Annotated in this window: 11 protein-coding genes; 8 read left to right on the top strand and 3 right to left on the bottom strand. The window is 62.5% G+C overall.

The features are described 5' to 3' along the window. Nucleotides 1-120: 120 nt before the first annotated feature. The 8 genes from GZ093_RS02895 (at nucleotide 121) to GZ093_RS02860 (ending at nucleotide 10,290) form a co-directional block, all read left to right on the top strand. On the top strand, nucleotides 121-3,045 hold the full coding sequence (locus GZ093_RS02895) for an aconitate hydratase (RefSeq protein WP_296481806.1): 2,925 nt from the start codon (nucleotides 121-123) through the stop codon (nucleotides 3,043-3,045). Between the two features lie 260 nt (nucleotides 3,046-3,305). Further along, nucleotides 3,306-4,127, top strand: coding sequence for an alpha/beta hydrolase (locus GZ093_RS02890; RefSeq protein WP_296481804.1), 822 nt, complete (start codon nucleotides 3,306-3,308; stop codon nucleotides 4,125-4,127). A gap of 15 nt (nucleotides 4,128-4,142) precedes the next feature. Then, the gene (gene fumC / locus GZ093_RS02885) at nucleotides 4,143-5,585 is read left to right on the top strand and encodes a class II fumarate hydratase (protein WP_296481802.1); all 1,443 of its coding nucleotides are present in this window, start codon (nucleotides 4,143-4,145) and stop codon (nucleotides 5,583-5,585) included. A gap of 67 nt (nucleotides 5,586-5,652) precedes the next feature. Beyond that, nucleotides 5,653-6,951, top strand: a complete 1,299-nt coding sequence (locus GZ093_RS02880) for a sorbosone dehydrogenase family protein (RefSeq protein ID WP_296482011.1) — start codon at nucleotides 5,653-5,655, stop codon at nucleotides 6,949-6,951. A gap of 372 nt (nucleotides 6,952-7,323) precedes the next feature. Then, entirely contained in the window at nucleotides 7,324-7,629 is a 306-nt protein-coding gene (locus GZ093_RS02875) for a ferritin family protein (protein WP_296481798.1), read from the top strand. A gap of 51 nt (nucleotides 7,630-7,680) precedes the next feature. Beyond that, on the top strand, nucleotides 7,681-8,670 hold the full coding sequence (locus GZ093_RS02870) for a diacylglycerol kinase family protein (protein ID WP_296481795.1): 990 nt from the start codon (nucleotides 7,681-7,683) through the stop codon (nucleotides 8,668-8,670). Beyond that, nucleotides 8,667-9,485 carry a metallophosphoesterase gene (locus tag GZ093_RS02865; RefSeq protein WP_296481793.1) on the top strand — a complete coding sequence of 273 codons (819 nt, stop codon included), beginning with the start codon at nucleotides 8,667-8,669 and terminating at the stop codon, nucleotides 9,483-9,485. The genes GZ093_RS02870 and GZ093_RS02865 overlap by 4 nt, the downstream gene beginning before the upstream one ends. Further along, nucleotides 9,475-10,290, top strand: coding sequence for a phosphatase PAP2 family protein (locus tag GZ093_RS02860; RefSeq protein ID WP_296481790.1), 816 nt, complete (start codon nucleotides 9,475-9,477; stop codon nucleotides 10,288-10,290). The genes GZ093_RS02865 and GZ093_RS02860 overlap by 11 nt, the downstream gene beginning before the upstream one ends. A gap of 19 nt (nucleotides 10,291-10,309) precedes the next feature. Here GZ093_RS02860 and GZ093_RS02855 read toward each other — a convergent pair whose 3' ends face one another. The 3 genes from GZ093_RS02855 to GZ093_RS02845 all read right to left on the bottom strand — a co-directional run bounded on the left by GZ093_RS02855 (nucleotide 10,310) and on the right by GZ093_RS02845 (nucleotide 15,925). Beyond that, nucleotides 10,310-10,879, bottom strand: coding sequence for a chemotaxis protein CheB (locus GZ093_RS02855; RefSeq protein ID WP_296481788.1), 570 nt, complete (start codon nucleotides 10,877-10,879; stop codon nucleotides 10,310-10,312). Next, nucleotides 10,876-12,684, bottom strand: coding sequence for an ATP-binding protein (locus GZ093_RS02850; RefSeq protein ID WP_296481785.1), 1,809 nt, complete (start codon nucleotides 12,682-12,684; stop codon nucleotides 10,876-10,878). Before GZ093_RS02850 ends, GZ093_RS02855 begins: the two co-directional genes overlap by 4 nt. A 211-nt stretch (nucleotides 12,685-12,895) precedes the next feature. Next, complete coding sequence (locus GZ093_RS02845; protein ID WP_296481783.1) at nucleotides 12,896-15,925, bottom strand: chemotaxis protein CheB; 3,030 nt, start codon at nucleotides 15,923-15,925, stop codon at nucleotides 12,896-12,898. Nucleotides 15,926-16,018 lie beyond the last annotated feature (93 nt).

Genomic DNA, 16,018 nt, shown 5'->3' with positions numbered 1-16,018 from the left:
ATTTGAGCTGGTCGGAGATGTACCGTCTGTGCGTTATCGCACAACAAAGACCTCAATCGCATGGGAGGATTGAAGTTGATGGCCCAATTGCGGCCATTGATGCCCTCGCAGGAGACCGCCATGACCCACGCCTTTGCAGCCACGCTCAAGACTTTTGAAACTGCCTCTGGCAAAACGGGAAAGCTCTTCTCCCTGCCTGCGCTGGCGCGCCAGTTCCCCAACATCAAGCGTCTGCCGCTTTCCCTGCGCATCGTGCTCGAATCGGTGCTGCGCAACTGCGACGGCAAAAAAGTGACCGCCGACCATGTGGCGCAGTTGGCCGGCTGGCAGCCGCACGCGCCGCGCACCGACGAAATTGCGTTTGTGGTGTCGCGCGTGGTGCTGCAGGACTTCACTGGCGTGCCGCTGCTGGCGGACCTGGCGGCCATGCGCAGCACCGCGCAACGCCTGGGGCTGGACCCGCGGCGCATTGAGCCGCTGGTGCCGGTGGACCTGGTGGTAGACCATTCCATCATGGTCGACCACTATGGCAAGAAAAACTCGCTGGACCTGAACATGAGCCTCGAATTCCAGCGCAACCGCGAGCGCTACGAGTTCATGAAGTGGGGCATGCAGGCATTTGACACCTTTGGCGTGGTGCCGCCGGGTTTTGGCATCGTGCACCAGGTCAATCTGGAGTACCTGGCACGCGGCGTGCACACATCGAAAGACGGCATTTATTACCCCGACACGCTGGTGGGCACCGACAGCCACACCACCATGATCAACGGCATTGGCGTGGTCGGCTGGGGTGTCGGCGGCATCGAGGCCGAGGCCGCGATGCTGGGCCAGCCGGTGTATTTGCTCACGCCCGACGTGGTCGGCTTTGAGCTCACCGGGCGCCTGCGCGAGGGCGTGACCGCCACCGACCTGGTGCTCACCGTCACGCAGACGCTGCGCCAGCACAAGGTCGTGGGCAAGTTTGTCGAGTTTTTTGGCGAAGGCACGCGCACGCTGGCGCTGCCCGACCGCGCCACCATCGCCAACATGGCGCCTGAATATGGCGCCACCATGGGCTTTTTCCCGGTGGACCAAGAAACCATGGACTACTTCAAGGGCACGGGCCGCACCACCAGCGAAATCGAGGCCTTCGAGGCCTACTTCAAGGCGCAGGGCCTGTTCGGTGTGCCGCTCGCGGGCGAGATCGACTATTCGCAAGTGGTCAAGCTCGACCTGGGCGACGTGACCCCCAGTCTGGCCGGACCCAAGCGCCCGCAGGACCGCATCGAACTGGGCCGCGTGGCCGCGCAGTTTGCCGACCTGTTCAGCCAGTCAGGGGCCAGCAACGGTTTTAACCAGCCAGCCGAGCGCCTGCTCAAGCGTTACCCGGTTAGCAGCGCCACTGCCACCGGTGAAGCACCGCCGGCGCCGCCGCTCCCGCCCGGCGCGCCCCGTGATTTGGCCGAGATGGAGATCAATCGACCCACCCTGGAAGCCGCCCTGGCCAGCGCCAGCCCATCCGACGCCGTCACTGCAACGCAGCACACCCCCCGGCACACCACGGTGGGCCATGGCGACGTGCTGATCGCCGCCATCACGAGTTGCACCAACACCTCCAACCCCAGCGTGCTGCTGGCGGCGGGCCTGCTGGCCAAAAAGGCCGTCGAGGCGGGCCTCACCGTGCAGCCGCACATCAAGACGTCATTGGCGCCGGGTTCGCGCATCGTCACCGAGTACCTCACGCAAACCGGGCTGCTGCCCTACCTGGAGAAACTCGGCTTTGCCCTGGCGGGCTACGGCTGCACCACCTGCATTGGCAACTCCGGCGACCTGACGCCCGAGCTCAACGCCGTCATCGGCCAGAACGACCTGGTCTGCGCCGCAGTGCTGTCGGGCAACCGCAACTTCGAGGCGCGCATCCACCCCAACCTGAAGGCCAATTTTCTGGCGAGCCCGCCGCTGGTGGTGGCTTACGCGATTGCCGGCACGGTGTTGCGCGACCTGATGACCGAACCGGTGGGGCAGGGCACCGGGGGCAAGGATGTGTTTCTGGGGGACATCTGGCCCAGCAGCGACGAGATTGCGGCGCTCATGAAGTTCGCCATGAACGGCAAGGCCTTTCGCGAGAACTACGCCCGCATTGCGTCCGAGCCCGGCGCGCTGTGGGAGGAGATCAAAGGTGTGGCCGGCACCACCTACAGCTGGCCTAAGAGCAGCTACATCGCCGAGCCGCCGTTCTTCTTCACTTTCACTATGGAAAGTGAAGCCACTAAAGCAATAGACACGGGGGCTAGAGGCCAAAAAGGCTCTGAATCTGTGCGCAATGCCCGGATCATGGCGCTGTTTGGCGACTCCATCACCACCGACCACATTTCCCCGGCCGGCGCCATCAAGGAGAGTTCTCCGGCCGGCCAGTGGCTGCTGGCCCACGGCGTGCAAAAGGCCGACTTCAACTCCTACGGCGCGCGCCGCGGCAACCATGAGGTGATGGTGCGCGGCACCTTTGCCAACGTGCGCATCAAAAACCTGATGATCCCGCCGTTGGCGGACGGCTCGCGCGAGGAAGGCGGCCTGACCCTGTACCAGGCCCCCGCCGAAGGGCAGGGTGCGGGCGCCGTCGGCGAAAAGCTCTTCATCTTCGACGCCGCCACCCGCTACATGGTCGCAGGCACGCCCGCAGTGGTGTTTGCCGGCGAGGAATACGGCACCGGGTCCAGCCGCGACTGGGCCGCCAAGGGCACCCAGCTGCTGGGCATCAAGGCGGTGGTGGCGCAAAGTTTTGAGCGCATTCACCGCAGCAACCTGGTGGGCATGGGCGTGTTGCCGCTGCAGTTCAAGGCCGGCGACAGCTGGCAAGGGCTGGGGCTGACTGGCAACGAGGTCATCGACATCGTCCCCGACTTGGATTTGCGCCCGCAGAGCGATGTGCAACTGGTCGTCACCCGCGCCGACGGCAGCAGTCTGTCGGTTACGGTCCTGCTGCGCATTGACACCCCGATCGAGGTGGATTACTACCACGCGGGCGGCATATTGCCGTTTGTGCTGCGGCAGTTGTTGTTGGGCTGACACGCTCCTTGCTTTGGCGTCGGGGCCTTCAATCGCTGCAGTCAACATGCTGGTTCATTGTTCGGCATCGCACAGACCATGGGCCCGGGCCTGGGTAAATTTGGCCCCATGTTGTGCCGCAGTGCACGGGGCCACCCGGTCCGTCTTGCGCGCTCGACCCGTCGGCGGTGCTGAACGCGTCTCGCTCGCTCGCTCGGATCGAGCACTCATGCAAGCTATTCAATCAATTTCTCAACTTGTGAAACAAAGGAGCAGTCACCATGCCTAGCATCATCACCGCGGATAACACCGAGCTCTATGTCAAGGATTGGGGCACCGGCCAGCCCGTCATTCTGATTCACGGCTGGCCGCTGTCGGCTGACACCTGGGATGACCAGGCGCTGGCGCTGGTCGAAGCGGGTTACCGCGCTATTGCCTATGACCGCCGTGGCTTTGGCCGTTCCTCGCAGCCGTGGAGCGGCTACGACTACGACACGCTGTCGGACGACCTGGCGGCGGTGATCGAGCAAACCGGCGCGAAGGACGCGGTGATTGTGGGCTTTTCCATGGGCGGCGGCGAAGTGGCGCGCTACATGTCGCGCCACCATGGAAAATCGGTTGCCAAGGCGGTGCTGGTCTCTGCCAGCCTGCCGTACCGGCTCAAGACCAGCGACAACCCGCTCGGCGTGGAGCAGGCTGCGTTTGACAAGACGGCGCAGGCCCTCAATGACGACCGGCCCAAGTTCCTGGCCGGCTTCTTCGAGAAGTTCTTTGGTATGACGCCGGACGAAAAACCGGTGAGTGACGAACTGCTGGCCTGGGCGCGCAGCGTCTCGATGCAAGCGAGCTTGAGGGCCACCCTGGGCTGCGCCAAGTCCTTCACGACCACGGACTTTCGCCCGGAACTGGCCGCATTCAAGGTGCCCACCCTCATCATCCACGGCGCTGACGACAAGGTTGTGCCAATTGAATCCTCAAGCCGACTCACGGCCAAAGGCATTGCACAGTCAACCTTTGTCGAATACGCCGGCGCACCGCATGGCTTGTTCGCCACCCACAAGGAACGGCTGACCAAGGACCTGCTTGACTTTTTGGCAAGGTGAGTTCGCAATGCGGCCATGAGCACCACCCGCACCGAATCCGACAGCTTCGGCCCGATTGAAGTCCCGGTCGATGCCTTGTGGGGCGCGCAAACAGCGCGCAGCCTGAAGTTCTTCGCCATTGGTGAGCAGCGCATGCCGCTGCCGGTGATCCATGCGCTGGCCTGGGTCAAGTGGGCGGCAGCGAACGTTAACAGTGACCTGCACCTGCTCGACACCGGCAAGGCGCAGGCGATTGCCGACGCGGCGCAGCGCGTGGCGCGAGGCGAGTTCGACGCCGAATTCCCGTTGTCGGTGTGGCAGACCGGTTCGGGCACGCAGAGCAACATGAACGTCAACGAGGTGGTGGCCAATCTGGCCTCGCGCGCACTCGGCGGGGAGGTGGGCGCAGCGCGAACAATTCATCCCAATGACGAGGTGAATCTGGGGCAGTCGTCCAACGACGTGTTCCCGAGCGCCATGCACATCGCGGTGGCGCAGCAAGCCAAGCTCAGTCTGCTGCCGGCGCTGAAACAGTTGCGTAGCGCTCTGGCGGCCAAGGCCATTGAGTTCGAAACCGTCGTGAAGATCGGGCGCACGCACCTGCAAGATGCAACGCCGGTGACGCTGGGCCAGGAGTTCGGTGGCTACGAGGCGCAACTGGTTCTGTGCGAGCAAAGCATCCGTCATGCCCTGTTGGTGGTGCACACGCTGGCCATCGGCGGCACGGCCGTCGGTACAGGCCTGAACACACACCCGCAGTTCGGCGCTCGGGTCGCAGCCCTGCTGGCAGAGCAACTTGATCTTCCGCTGGTGCAGGCCGGCAATTTGTTTGCTGCCATGGCAGGGCACGAAGCGCTGGTGGCCTTGCATGCGAGCCTGAAAATGTTGGCCATCGCCTTGACCAAAATTGGCAATGACATTCGCTTGATGGGCAGCGGGCCGCGCGCCGGTTTGGGTGAGCTGCGATTGCCAGAGAATGAGCCCGGCAGTTCCATCATGCCCGGCAAAGTTAACCCAACCCAGATTGAGGCATTGACGATGGTGTGCGCCCAGGTGATGGGGCATGACACTGCCATTGGCTTTGCCGCCAGCCAGGGCCACTTTGAGCTCAACGTCTACAAGCCGCTGATCATTCTTGACACGCTGGGCAGCCTTCGCCTGCTGACGGATGCGATGCGCAGCTTTAGCCAGCACTGTGTGGCGGGGATCGCGGTGAACGCCGCGCGGGTCCAGGCGTTGTTGGAGAGCTCGCTGATGCTGGTCACGGCGCTCACGCCGCACATCGGCTACGACCGCGCGGCGCAGATTGCCAAGCACGCCCATGCGCACGGCAGCACCCTGCGCGAGGCCGCGCTGGCGCTGGGGATGGTGAATGCGCAGCAGTTTGACGTCTGGGTCGACCCACGGCGGATGCTTGGCGAAGCAAATAGCGGTAGCCAGGGTGTCAACCCGCCAAATCTCACAGCAGCGAGGAGATAACATGAATTTGAACCCCCTTCACGCCGCGCATGCGCTTGCGAATATTCAGGCTGCGCTGGGGCGCACCATGGCTGCGTTGCTTGGCTTGGCATTGGCGTCTCTGGCGGGCTGCGGCGACATGGCCAGTTTGCCGGTGTCGGCCGGCACCGGGCCGCAACCCACATTGCCGGCCCCGCGCCAGTCACTGATTCCGACGGTGAACATTGCACCGGCCAAGGGCTGGGCAGAAGGTGCGACACCACAAGCGGCCCCAGGCACCCGCGTGGCGGCCTTTGCCAGGGAGTTGGATCATCCACGCTGGCTCTACGTGCTGCCCAACGGCGATGTGCTGGTGGCAGAAAGCAATACGCCGCCCAAGCCGCAAGACGCTGCGGGGCTCAAAGGATGGGCGATGGGTCTGGTGATGAAGTGGGCCGGCGCGGGCGTGCCCAGCGCCAATCGCATCACACTGCTGCGCGATACCGACGGCGATGGAGTGGCCGACTTGCGTTCGGTGTTGCTGAAAGACTTGAATTCACCCTTTGGCATGGCCTTGGTGGGCAACCGTCTTTTTGTGGCGAACTCGGACGCCGTGCTGCGCTTTCCCTACGCCAGCGGCGACACCCGCATCACCGCGCCCGGCGTCAAGGTGTTGGACCTGCCAGCCGGCCCGATCAACCACCATTGGACCAAGAATCTTCTTGCCAGCGTGGACGGCAGCCAACTGTTCGTGACCGTGGGCTCCAACAGCAACGTGGCCGAGCGCGGCATGGCGGTGGAGGCCGGGCGGGCCGCCATCTGGCAAGTGGACATCAAGACCGGCACCCATCAAATCTTTGCATCGGGTCTGCGCAACCCGGTTGGCCTTGCCTGGGAGCCTCACACGGGCGCCTTGTGGACGGTGGTGAATGAGCGTGACGAACTCGGCAGCGACCTGGTGCCTGATTACCTGACCTCGGTACGCGAGGGCGCCTTTTACGGCTGGCCCTACAGCTACTACGGCCAGCATCTGGATGCGCGGGTGAAGCCGCAGCAGCCCGCCCTGGTCGCCACCGCCATCGCACCGGATTACGCCTTGGGGCCTCACACGGCGTCACTGGGTTTGGCTACTTCTCTTGGCAACTCACTGCCACCCACCTTTGCCACCGGCATGTTCATTGGCCAGCATGGCTCATGGAACCGCCGGCCGCACAGCGGCTACAAGGTAATATTTGTGCCTTTCGTAGGTGGCAAGCCGGTCGGCGCGCCGATTGACGTGCTGACGGGTTTTCTCAGTGAGCAAGGCACGGCCAACGGCCGCCCGGTGGGCGTGGCGCTGGACAAGCAGGGCGCGTTGCTGGTCGCGGACGATGTCGGCAATGTGGTCTGGCGCGTCAGTGCAAAGTGATGTTGCCACCGAAAAACGGAATCCTTACCCCCGGAATTTCTTCAACGCCGCAGCTCGGCATCCCCAGGATCAACGTGTCCCAACGGCGATGTGCTCGTCGCCGAGATCAATGCGCTGGCCAAGCCGGAAGACACTTCGGGCCTCAAGGGTTGCCAGCGAGCTCATCAGCGGTTTCATCACAGTCAAGGTGCCTCCCAGTTTTTGCTAAACCAAATGTGTGCATGATCTGCACATGGTCGGGTCTGGTCTGTGCGAAAACGCACAGAGTTAATTGCGCCGGGTCATTAATATGAATAGCAAGTCCGCCCTGAGTTCGCTGGCCGGTCGGCTGGCGAGCTCAGGGTAATTGGGAAGTAAACCAGGAGAATCACCATGCCGGAGTTCGGATCGCCTTTTTCAGGCGTAGCCCACAACAAGAAGCTCAGTCATGAAGAGCTTGTTAGAGCCATTCGTTTCATGGTGGCCGCAGAGTACGAGGCCACGCAGATGTACATGCAGCTGGCCGAGTCCACCGACCACCCGCTCGCCATCAAGGTGCTGACGGAGATCGCGGACGAGGAGCGCGTGCACGCGGGAGAATTTCTCCGGTTGCTGCACGAGTTGGCGCCCGATGAAGCCAAGTTTTATGCCAAAGGCGCCAAAGAAGTCGAAGAAGAAATCAAGAAGCTCAAGCCGTGAGGGCAAAGGCCCCCAAGGTGCCAGGCTTGGCTTGGCGAGCCCCTGCTTCCCTTGTCAGACGCACAGTCCTCGCGCGTGCCTGACCTGGACCGGGCGGCAACGCTGCTGTTCGTCATCAATGCGGCGTCGGGTCATCATGCCGTTGATGCGACACGCGAGCTGATTGAAAGCGCGCTGCGCACGAACGGCAGAAGCGGTGAACTGCTGTTTGCCCGCCCGCAGGACTTGGCCGAGGTGGCACGGCAGGCAGCTGCGACGGCCTGTACCCGCCGCAGCGCCGTGGTGGCCGTGGGAGGCGATGGCACCATCAACACCGTGGCGCAAGCCGCCTACGCCCAGGGCTGCGCCATGGGGGTGCTGCCGCAGGGCACCTTCAACTACTTTGCCCGCACGCATGGCATTCCCGGCGATGGCGCCCAAGCGCTGCAGACCCTGCTCGATTGCGAGCCGATGGCGGTGCAGGTCGGGCTCATCAACGAGCGGGTGTTTCTGGTCAACGCCAGCCTGGGCCTGTACCCCGAGCTGTTGCAGGACCGGGAGGCCTGGAAAGCGCGCTTTGGCCGCAGCCGCGTGGTGGCGTTCGCCGCCGCTCTGGCCACCTTGCTGGGGCGCCGCCGCCAGTTGCGCCTGCGCATTGAACGCGGCACCACCGTGCGCGACGTGAGCACACCCACGCTCTTCATTGGCAACAACCGGCTGCAGTTTGAGCAAGTCGGTCTGGCGCAGGCCGGCGCGCTTGACCAGGGTTGTCTGGCCGCCGTGATGCTGCGCCCCATTGGTTCCATGGCCATGCTCTGGTTGCTGCTGCGCGGGAGCTTTGGCACGCTGGGCGAGGCCGACTCGGTCGAGAGCGTTCAGTTTCAACGCATGCTGGTCACGCCGCGCGTGCCCTGGCTTCGCAGGCGCGTGAAGGTCGCGTTCGATGGCGAGGTCGGCGTGATGCGCGCACCGATTGAATTCCGGGTTGCGCCCAAGCCGCTTTACCTGATCAAGCCGGTCAGCGCAGACGGCGCAACCGGCCAGTCCGGCGGTGGCGCATGAGTGTTCTGCTGCAGATCTCCGACCCTCATTTCGGCACCGAGCAGGCGGAAGTGGTTGAAGCGTTGGAGCTGCTGTCACAGCAGCATCAGCCCACTGTTCTGGTGCTTTCGGGCGACATCACCCAGCGCGCCCGACCAAGCCAGTTCGCTGCGGCGCGCGCGTTCACCGATCGGCTCGGTGTGCCGCTGTTGAGCCTGGCCGGCAACCACGATATTCCCTTGCTTGACCTGAAGCAGCGCCTGTTTCATCCGTACGCGCGTTACAGCGCAGCGTTTGGCGCGGAACTGGAGCCGGTGCATGCCTCGGCCGATTTGCTGGTGCTGGGCGTGAATACGACGCGCTGGTACCGGCACAAGAACGGCGAAGTCTCGCGTGCCCAGATCGAGCGCGTGGCCAGCCGCCTGGGCAGTGCCACACCGGGTCAATTGCGGGTGGTCGTGGTGCATCAGCCGGTTGCCGTGCTGATGCCTGAGGATAGGCACGACTTGCTGCGCGGCCACGCTGGCGCGCTCAAGCGTTGGGCTGAGGCAGGCTGCGATCTGGTCATGGGTGGCCATATCCACCTGCCATACGTGGTAGCGCTTGCAGGGCTGGCCCACCCGATGTGGGCGGTGCAAGCCGGCACCGCCGTATCAAAACGGGTGCGTGATGGCGCACCGAACTCGGTCAACCTGTTGCGTTGGGGTGGCGCTGCAGCGCCCGGCTGCTGCCTGATTGAGCAATGGGACTTTAGCGCCTCTGCCAAAGCCTTTGTACGCAGTCGCGTCACCGAAGTTCATCCGGCGCGCGGCAGCGCAGCGGCCCGTGAACGCTGACGCAGATCGCCTGGTGCAGCTCGCACTGTGGGCCGGTCAACACGCGCTACCTCTTTTTTCCGTGCTGCTGGTGCTGTCATTGGCGGCAACCTTTGCCGGCTGGTGCTGGCTGCGGCGAGCCAAGCTGCGTCGCACTTCGCCTGGGGCTTCGTCCCAACCTGCCGTTGGCCGACGTGTCGCAGTTGGCCTTGTCATCATTCTGTTAGGCGCTGCGGTCTTTGCCAGCTTGGCCGCACATCTAGGTGCGGGAACAACACTGGCCCGAGCGGACCAGGCGCTCACCGATGCCTTGCGCGTCAGCGTGGCGCCGTTGACGCAGCAAATGTTTGCCGCACTCACGCACCTGGCTGACACCGCCACGCTCACCGTGATGTGCATTGGCCTCGCGGTTGTGCTGGTCGCCCGCAGGCGGCCCGGCCTCGCCCTGGGCTGGGTGGTCGCGTTGGCGGGCAACGGCTTGCTGAACCAGACCCTCAAGCAAGTATTCGGCCGCGCTCGGCCACTGGAGCCGCACAACCTGGTGCAGGCCACGGGACTCAGCTTCCCCAGCGGCCACAGCTCCGGCGCGGTCGTGGCCTACGGCATGCTGGCCTATCTGGCGCTGCGCCTGCTTCCCGAGCGCTGGCAGTTGCCGACGCTGCTGGCGGCAGTGACGCTGGTCTTCACGGTTGGCGCCAGCCGTTTGTTTTTGCGGGTGCATTTTGCCAGCGATGTGCTTGCCGGTTTCGCCTCAGGTACAGCCTGGCTTGCGTTGTGCATCACGGGCATTGGGCTCGTGCGTTGGTGGCGCTCAGGCCGTGGCTGAGATTGAGTGCCTGAGGTCCTTAGGCCTGAGCCTGCGCAATGCGCCCAATTTCTTTGGCAATGTCTTCGGGCGACAAGACAAAATCAATGCAGCCGCTGTCAATGGCGCTTTCGGGCATGTCGGGTTGACTCGCTGTGTCAGGTTTTTGCGCGATGGTGATACCGCCCACCTCCTTGATGCCACGCAGTGCGGCGGCGCCGTCGCCGTCATAACCCGAAACAATCACGGCAATCAGCTTGCCGTCCCAGTACTGGGTGAGGGACTTCAAAAAAACCGTGATCACATCCGGCCAGCCGCGCGGCTTGGAGATGGGCCTGAGCTGGAATACTTCGCCATCAACATGCAAATCGCGGTTGGCGGGAATGATGTAGACATGGTTGGGCTCGACACCCATGTTCTCGGAGATCAGCTCCACCGGCATCTTGCTGTAAGGTGGAAGCACCTCGTGCAGCTGGGTCGGCATGATTGTGATGTGGTTGACGATGACGATCGCCACCCCCATATCGGGCGGCAGATTTTTCAGCAGCCGGATGTAGGCGTCCAGTCCACCGGCCGAACCACCGACGCAGACAATCGGAAAATTTTTCATTTGGGCACCTTTGCAGCTTCCAGCGCCACATCGAACGCTTGCATCAGCTCGTCGATTTTGATCGGCTTGGTCAAATAGCGAAGAAATCCTGCAGCCAAGCCCGCTTGAATGTCGTGTGGCATGGCATTGGCACTCAGGGCCAGCACCGGGATGTGTTGGGTTGCAGGGTCTTCACGCAGGGTTTTCAACGCCTGAAAGCCATTGATGCCAGGCAGATTAATATCCATCAGGATCACCTGGGGCAGATGCATGCGCGCCAGCGCGATACCGCTCGAACCATTGCCCGCCTTTAACAAGCGCAGGTCGGAACGACGCTCAATGAGTCGCTCGATCAGTTCCATGTTGGCGGGGTTGTCCTCGATATACAGCAAGGTGCGCACCTCGGCCCCATCCTGAACTGCTGCTTGCGCCAGCGCTGACGCTTCACCGGTAGCGGCCGTTTGCGGTGGCGCTGCCAAGTTCAACTCAAACCAGAACTCACTGCCAATCCCAACGCGGCTTTGTACGCCGATGTCACCGCCCATCATTTCAACCAGGCGCTTGCAAACCACCAAGCCGATGCCGGTGTCCTCCTGCGGGCCGCTCTCTTGGCCAAGACGATTGAAGGGCTGGAACAATTGGGCCAATTTATTTTCGGATAAGCCTGGGCCGCTATCAATCACGCTGATGCGGATGCGCCCTGCGGTGGGCGTGCTGCAGGTCACCTCGACGGAGCCGCCAGCGCGGTTGTATTTGATGGCGTTGCTGAGCAAATTGACCATCACTTGCTTCAGGCGGGTGCGGTCGGCATGAACAAAGCACGGGTTGTCGAATGGCGCAAAACTGACACGGATGCCGGCTTTTTCCGCCAGCGGGTCGATCATGGCCTGGCAATCGCAAAACTCTTCAGACAGGGAGACCGGTTCCATCGACAGCGACAGTTTGCCGGACTCGATCAGGGACAGATCAAGAATTTCGTTGATCAGCGTCAGCAAATACCAGCCACCCCGCAGAATCTGTTCCAGACTGGCTTGCTGGCCTGGCGTGGGCGCCGGCGTGCCCGTCTCAATCAACTGCGCAAAGCCCAAAACCGCATTCAACGGTGAGCGCAACTCATGGCTCATGCTCGACAGAAACTCCGACTTGGCAAGGTTGGCTTTGTCCGCCAGAAACAGGGCACTCTCGAGCTTGACGTTGGTCTCCTGTAACGACTGATCCAGCAACTTGCGCTCGGAGATGTCGTTCAGCACCACGCGCAATATGGTCGCGCCATCTGTTTCCTGCGCGGCAGTCACCACCAAATTGACCCACAGTTCGGTGCCCTCACTGTGCAGCATCTGCAACTCACAGATCTGGGTCTGACCCGTTTCCATGAGTCGCTGCCGGCACTGGTAATAGCTGTCCTGCTGCGCCTTGACAATCAAGCGGCTGAGCGAGCGCTTGACCAGCGCGCTGCGCGGGACGCCGAGCAGGCTGGCCGCGCACAGGTTGGCCTCCAGGATCAGACCATCGGCGCTCACGGTCAGGTAGCCTACCGGCGCCAAGTCATACAGGTCGAAATAACGTGCGCGGGAGTCCTCAATCTCTTGTTGGGCCCGGCGCAGTTCGTCGTTCTGCATCTCCAACTCAATCTGATGCACGGATAGCTCGTGCATCAGTTGCCGCATCTCCTCTGGCGACAGCGCTTGCAGCCTCGGGGGCAATTGCGCCAGTCTTTCAAGGGCCATGTCTTCGGCCCGCCGACGCATGGCCTGCGCCGCCGTTGGCGCGTCGCGGGTCTCAGAAGACGCACGACCAGTGCTGAGAGGGGGATCAGTGTTCCACATGTAGGCACCCGAAATATGACTGCAACATTCTCGCATGCTTTGCCGGCCATCTGACGCAGTAGAACGCGCTGATTGGATGCCACAGCCGCAGCTCTAAAAATCAGATAAATGCTACATAAAAAATAATAGCTGATAGCGAATGTGCTACGGGGGCTAGAGGTCGAAAACGTATAAAAATACACCCTGGCACCAGGGCCGGTTCGGCAGGCGCTCAGCCTGGCGCCGCCGCGGTATCACTGGGCCGCTCGGTGGTGGCAATCGCATACACCTGGCCTGCCTCATTGAGCAAGGCAGTGGCTGTGAGCGACACGTCCAGCACGCGGCCGTCCTTGGTCAGCCGCCGGGTCGGGTAGGGCGCCAGCGTTTGCGCCTGGCTGAGCCGGTGGACCTGGGCCAAGGCCGCTTCTTGTAGCGCCTTGGGGATACGTTCGCGCACGTTCATCTGCAGGGCCTCGGCCTCGCTCCAGCCATACAGGCGCTCGGCGCCCGGGTTCCAGGCGATGATGCGGCCACTCAGCTCCTGCACCGTGATGGCGTCATGCGCATCGCGCACCACCACCGCCAGGCGCAGCAGTTCATTGGCTTTGTGCAGCGCCTCGCGCACGCGCTTGACTTCGGTGATTTCAACAAAGGTGATCACCGCGCCTTCAATCACGTTGTCGAGCGTGCGGTAGGGCAGGATGCGCAGGGTGTAGGTCTTGGCATCAAAGGTCTGCACCTCCACCTCTTTGGGGACCAGGGTTTTGAGCACGGTTTCCACGTCAGCCACCAGCGTGGTGTAGCCGACCAGATTGCTCACAATGTGAGCCACCGGGCGCCCCACGTCGTTCAAAATCAGGTTGATGATCTGGCTGGCCGCCGGCGTAAAGCGCAGGATGCGCAACTCATGGTCGACAAAAATGGTGCCAATGCCGGTGCCGGCCAGCAGGTTGTTCATGTCGTTGTTGGCGCGCGATAAATCGCCCAGCTTGGCTTGCAGTTCGCTGTTGACGGTGCTCAGTTCCTCGTTAATGGACTGCATCTCTTCCTTGGAAGTTTCCAGCTCTTCATTGGTGCTTTGCAGCTCTTCATTGACCGACTGCATTTCTTCGTTGCTTGATTTGAGCTCTTCGTTGGTGGTTTCCAGCTCTTCATTGGCGGCGTGCAGGTACTCTTCTTTGGCATGCAGCTCTTCGTTGAGTTCGGCAATCTGGGCGCTGGCATCAGCGCCCAGATTGTCGCTGCCGCCTGCCGCGCGGATGGTCGGCAGGGTGGCGGGGGCTGGTGGGCTTTTGGAGTCAGCGGCGTTGGCATCGGGTGCTTTCTCCAGCATCACCAAAAACAGAGGCGACTCCAGCGTTGCCGACGGGCTGCCCGCCACCGGGCACACGCTGAGGTTGACCAGTGTGAAGTGGCCGTTGGTCTTGACGCGTACACCCAGGGCGCGCACGGTGTCGCTGCCTTTGGCGGCCTTGTGCAGGCTGGTGGTCAGGTCGCTGCGCAGGCCTTCGCGCGCCATTTTCAGAATGTTGTTGATACCGGCCTCGCCGGGTGCGGGCTCCAGGTACAGGCCGGTGCGCCCGTGCAGGTAGAGGATGTCGCCTTGGCCGTTGACCAGTGCCGCCACGAGCGCCACCTGCTGCAACAAGGTCTGCTCGGTCAACTCACGCAATGACAGCTTGGGCACTTGTGCGGCTTTGCCGGGCGTCGTGGGCAGCGTCAAGTCCCGCTCGGTCAAGGGTGGCAAAAACCGGCCCAGGGCGGCACGCTGCGTCCCTTGAAAATCTTCCTTGCGCCGGTAGATCTTGGCCTTGCGGTCCAACACCGAGAATAGACTGCCCTGCTCACCAGCGGTCTCCGAGGTGCCCAAAAACAGCACGCCGCCGGGCAGCAGGGCGTAGTGAAACAGGGAGATCAGCTTCCTTTGCAACTCGGGGCCGAGGTAGATCAGCAGGTTGCGGCAACTGATCAGGTCGAGCCGGGAGAACGGCGGGTCTTTGATCACGTCCTGCTCGGAAAACACCAGCATGTCGCGAATGCCCTTGTGCACAGAGTAGGCGCTGCCGTCGGGCTCGGCGGTGAAAAAGCGGGCCAGCCGCTCGGGCGAGATGTCGTCGGCAATGCTGCATGGGTACAGGCCAGCGCGGGCCACGGCAATGGCGCGGCTGTCAATATCGGTGGCAAATACCTGCACCTTGTAGCTCACTTTGAGGGCCTCGAGCCGCTCTTGCAGCAAGATGGCAATTGAATAAGCCTCTTCGCCCGTCGAGCAGCCAGCGCACCAGACGCGCACCGCGCTCCCTGCCGTCTTGCCCTCAAACAGTTTGGGGATCACCAGAGACTCCAGCAGGGCGAAGGCCTCTGGGTCGCGGAAGAAATTGGTCACGCCAATCAGCAGGTCATTGAACAGCGCCTGCACTTCAATCGGCGATTGCTGCAAATACTTGACATAGTCTTCAATGCCCTCGATCTGATGCACTGCCATGCGGCGCTCAATGCGGCGAAAAATGGTGTTCGGCTTGTACTGAGAAAAGTCGTGCCCGGTCTGGCTGCGCAGCAAGACAAATATCTTTTTCAGCGCGTTCTCAGTGTGCGGCGTCGCCACGGTGGCGGACTGGGGTGGATGCCCAAAAGCGTGGGTGACGTAGGCAATCAGTTGAGTCGCCATCTCGGCCGGTGGCAATTCATAGTCCACCAGGCCGGTGGCCAGCGCACTTTGCGGCATGCCATCAAATTCGCAGGAGGCTGGTGTTTGCACCATCACCATGCCGCCGTCGCCCTTGATGGCGCGCACGCCGAGCGTGCCGTCGCTGCCGGTGCCGGAGAGCACGATGCCAATGGCGCGCTCATGCTGGTCCAGGGCCAGTGAGCGGAACAAAAAATCAATCGGCAGGCGGTGCCCACGCGGCGCTGCCGGCTCCAGCAACTGCAGCGTGCCGTTCAAAAAGGCCATGTCGCGATTCGGCGGAATGATGTAAATGCAATTGGGCTGCACCACCACGCCGTCCTTCACCTCGAATACCTGCATGCGGGTGGTGCGTTGAATCAGCTCCGTGAGGATGCTCTTGTGGTCCGGGTCCAGATGCTGAACCAGCACAAAGGCCATGCCGGGATCGACATCGGGCGGTAGGCCTGAGAAGAACGCTTCAATCGCGGCCAGACCGCCGGCCGAGGCGCCGATGCCGACGATAGGAAAGCTGCTGGTGGGAATCGTCGGGACGTCCTGTTTCTCGGCGGGAATAAGATTTTTTTGGCGGGTCATGAAGATTCTTGTGCAGTGAGCGGTGCAGGGACGGCGGGTCAAGCCCGCAGTGACAGCCGAGCCGGTGTTGACAACTGGGGGGGCGTCGACAGC

The organism is Rhodoferax sp. (assembly GCF_010365055.1).
Taxonomy (GTDB): domain Bacteria; phylum Pseudomonadota; class Gammaproteobacteria; order Burkholderiales; family Burkholderiaceae_C; genus Rhodoferax.
This window is presented reverse-complemented; position numbering and strand designations above follow the sequence as displayed.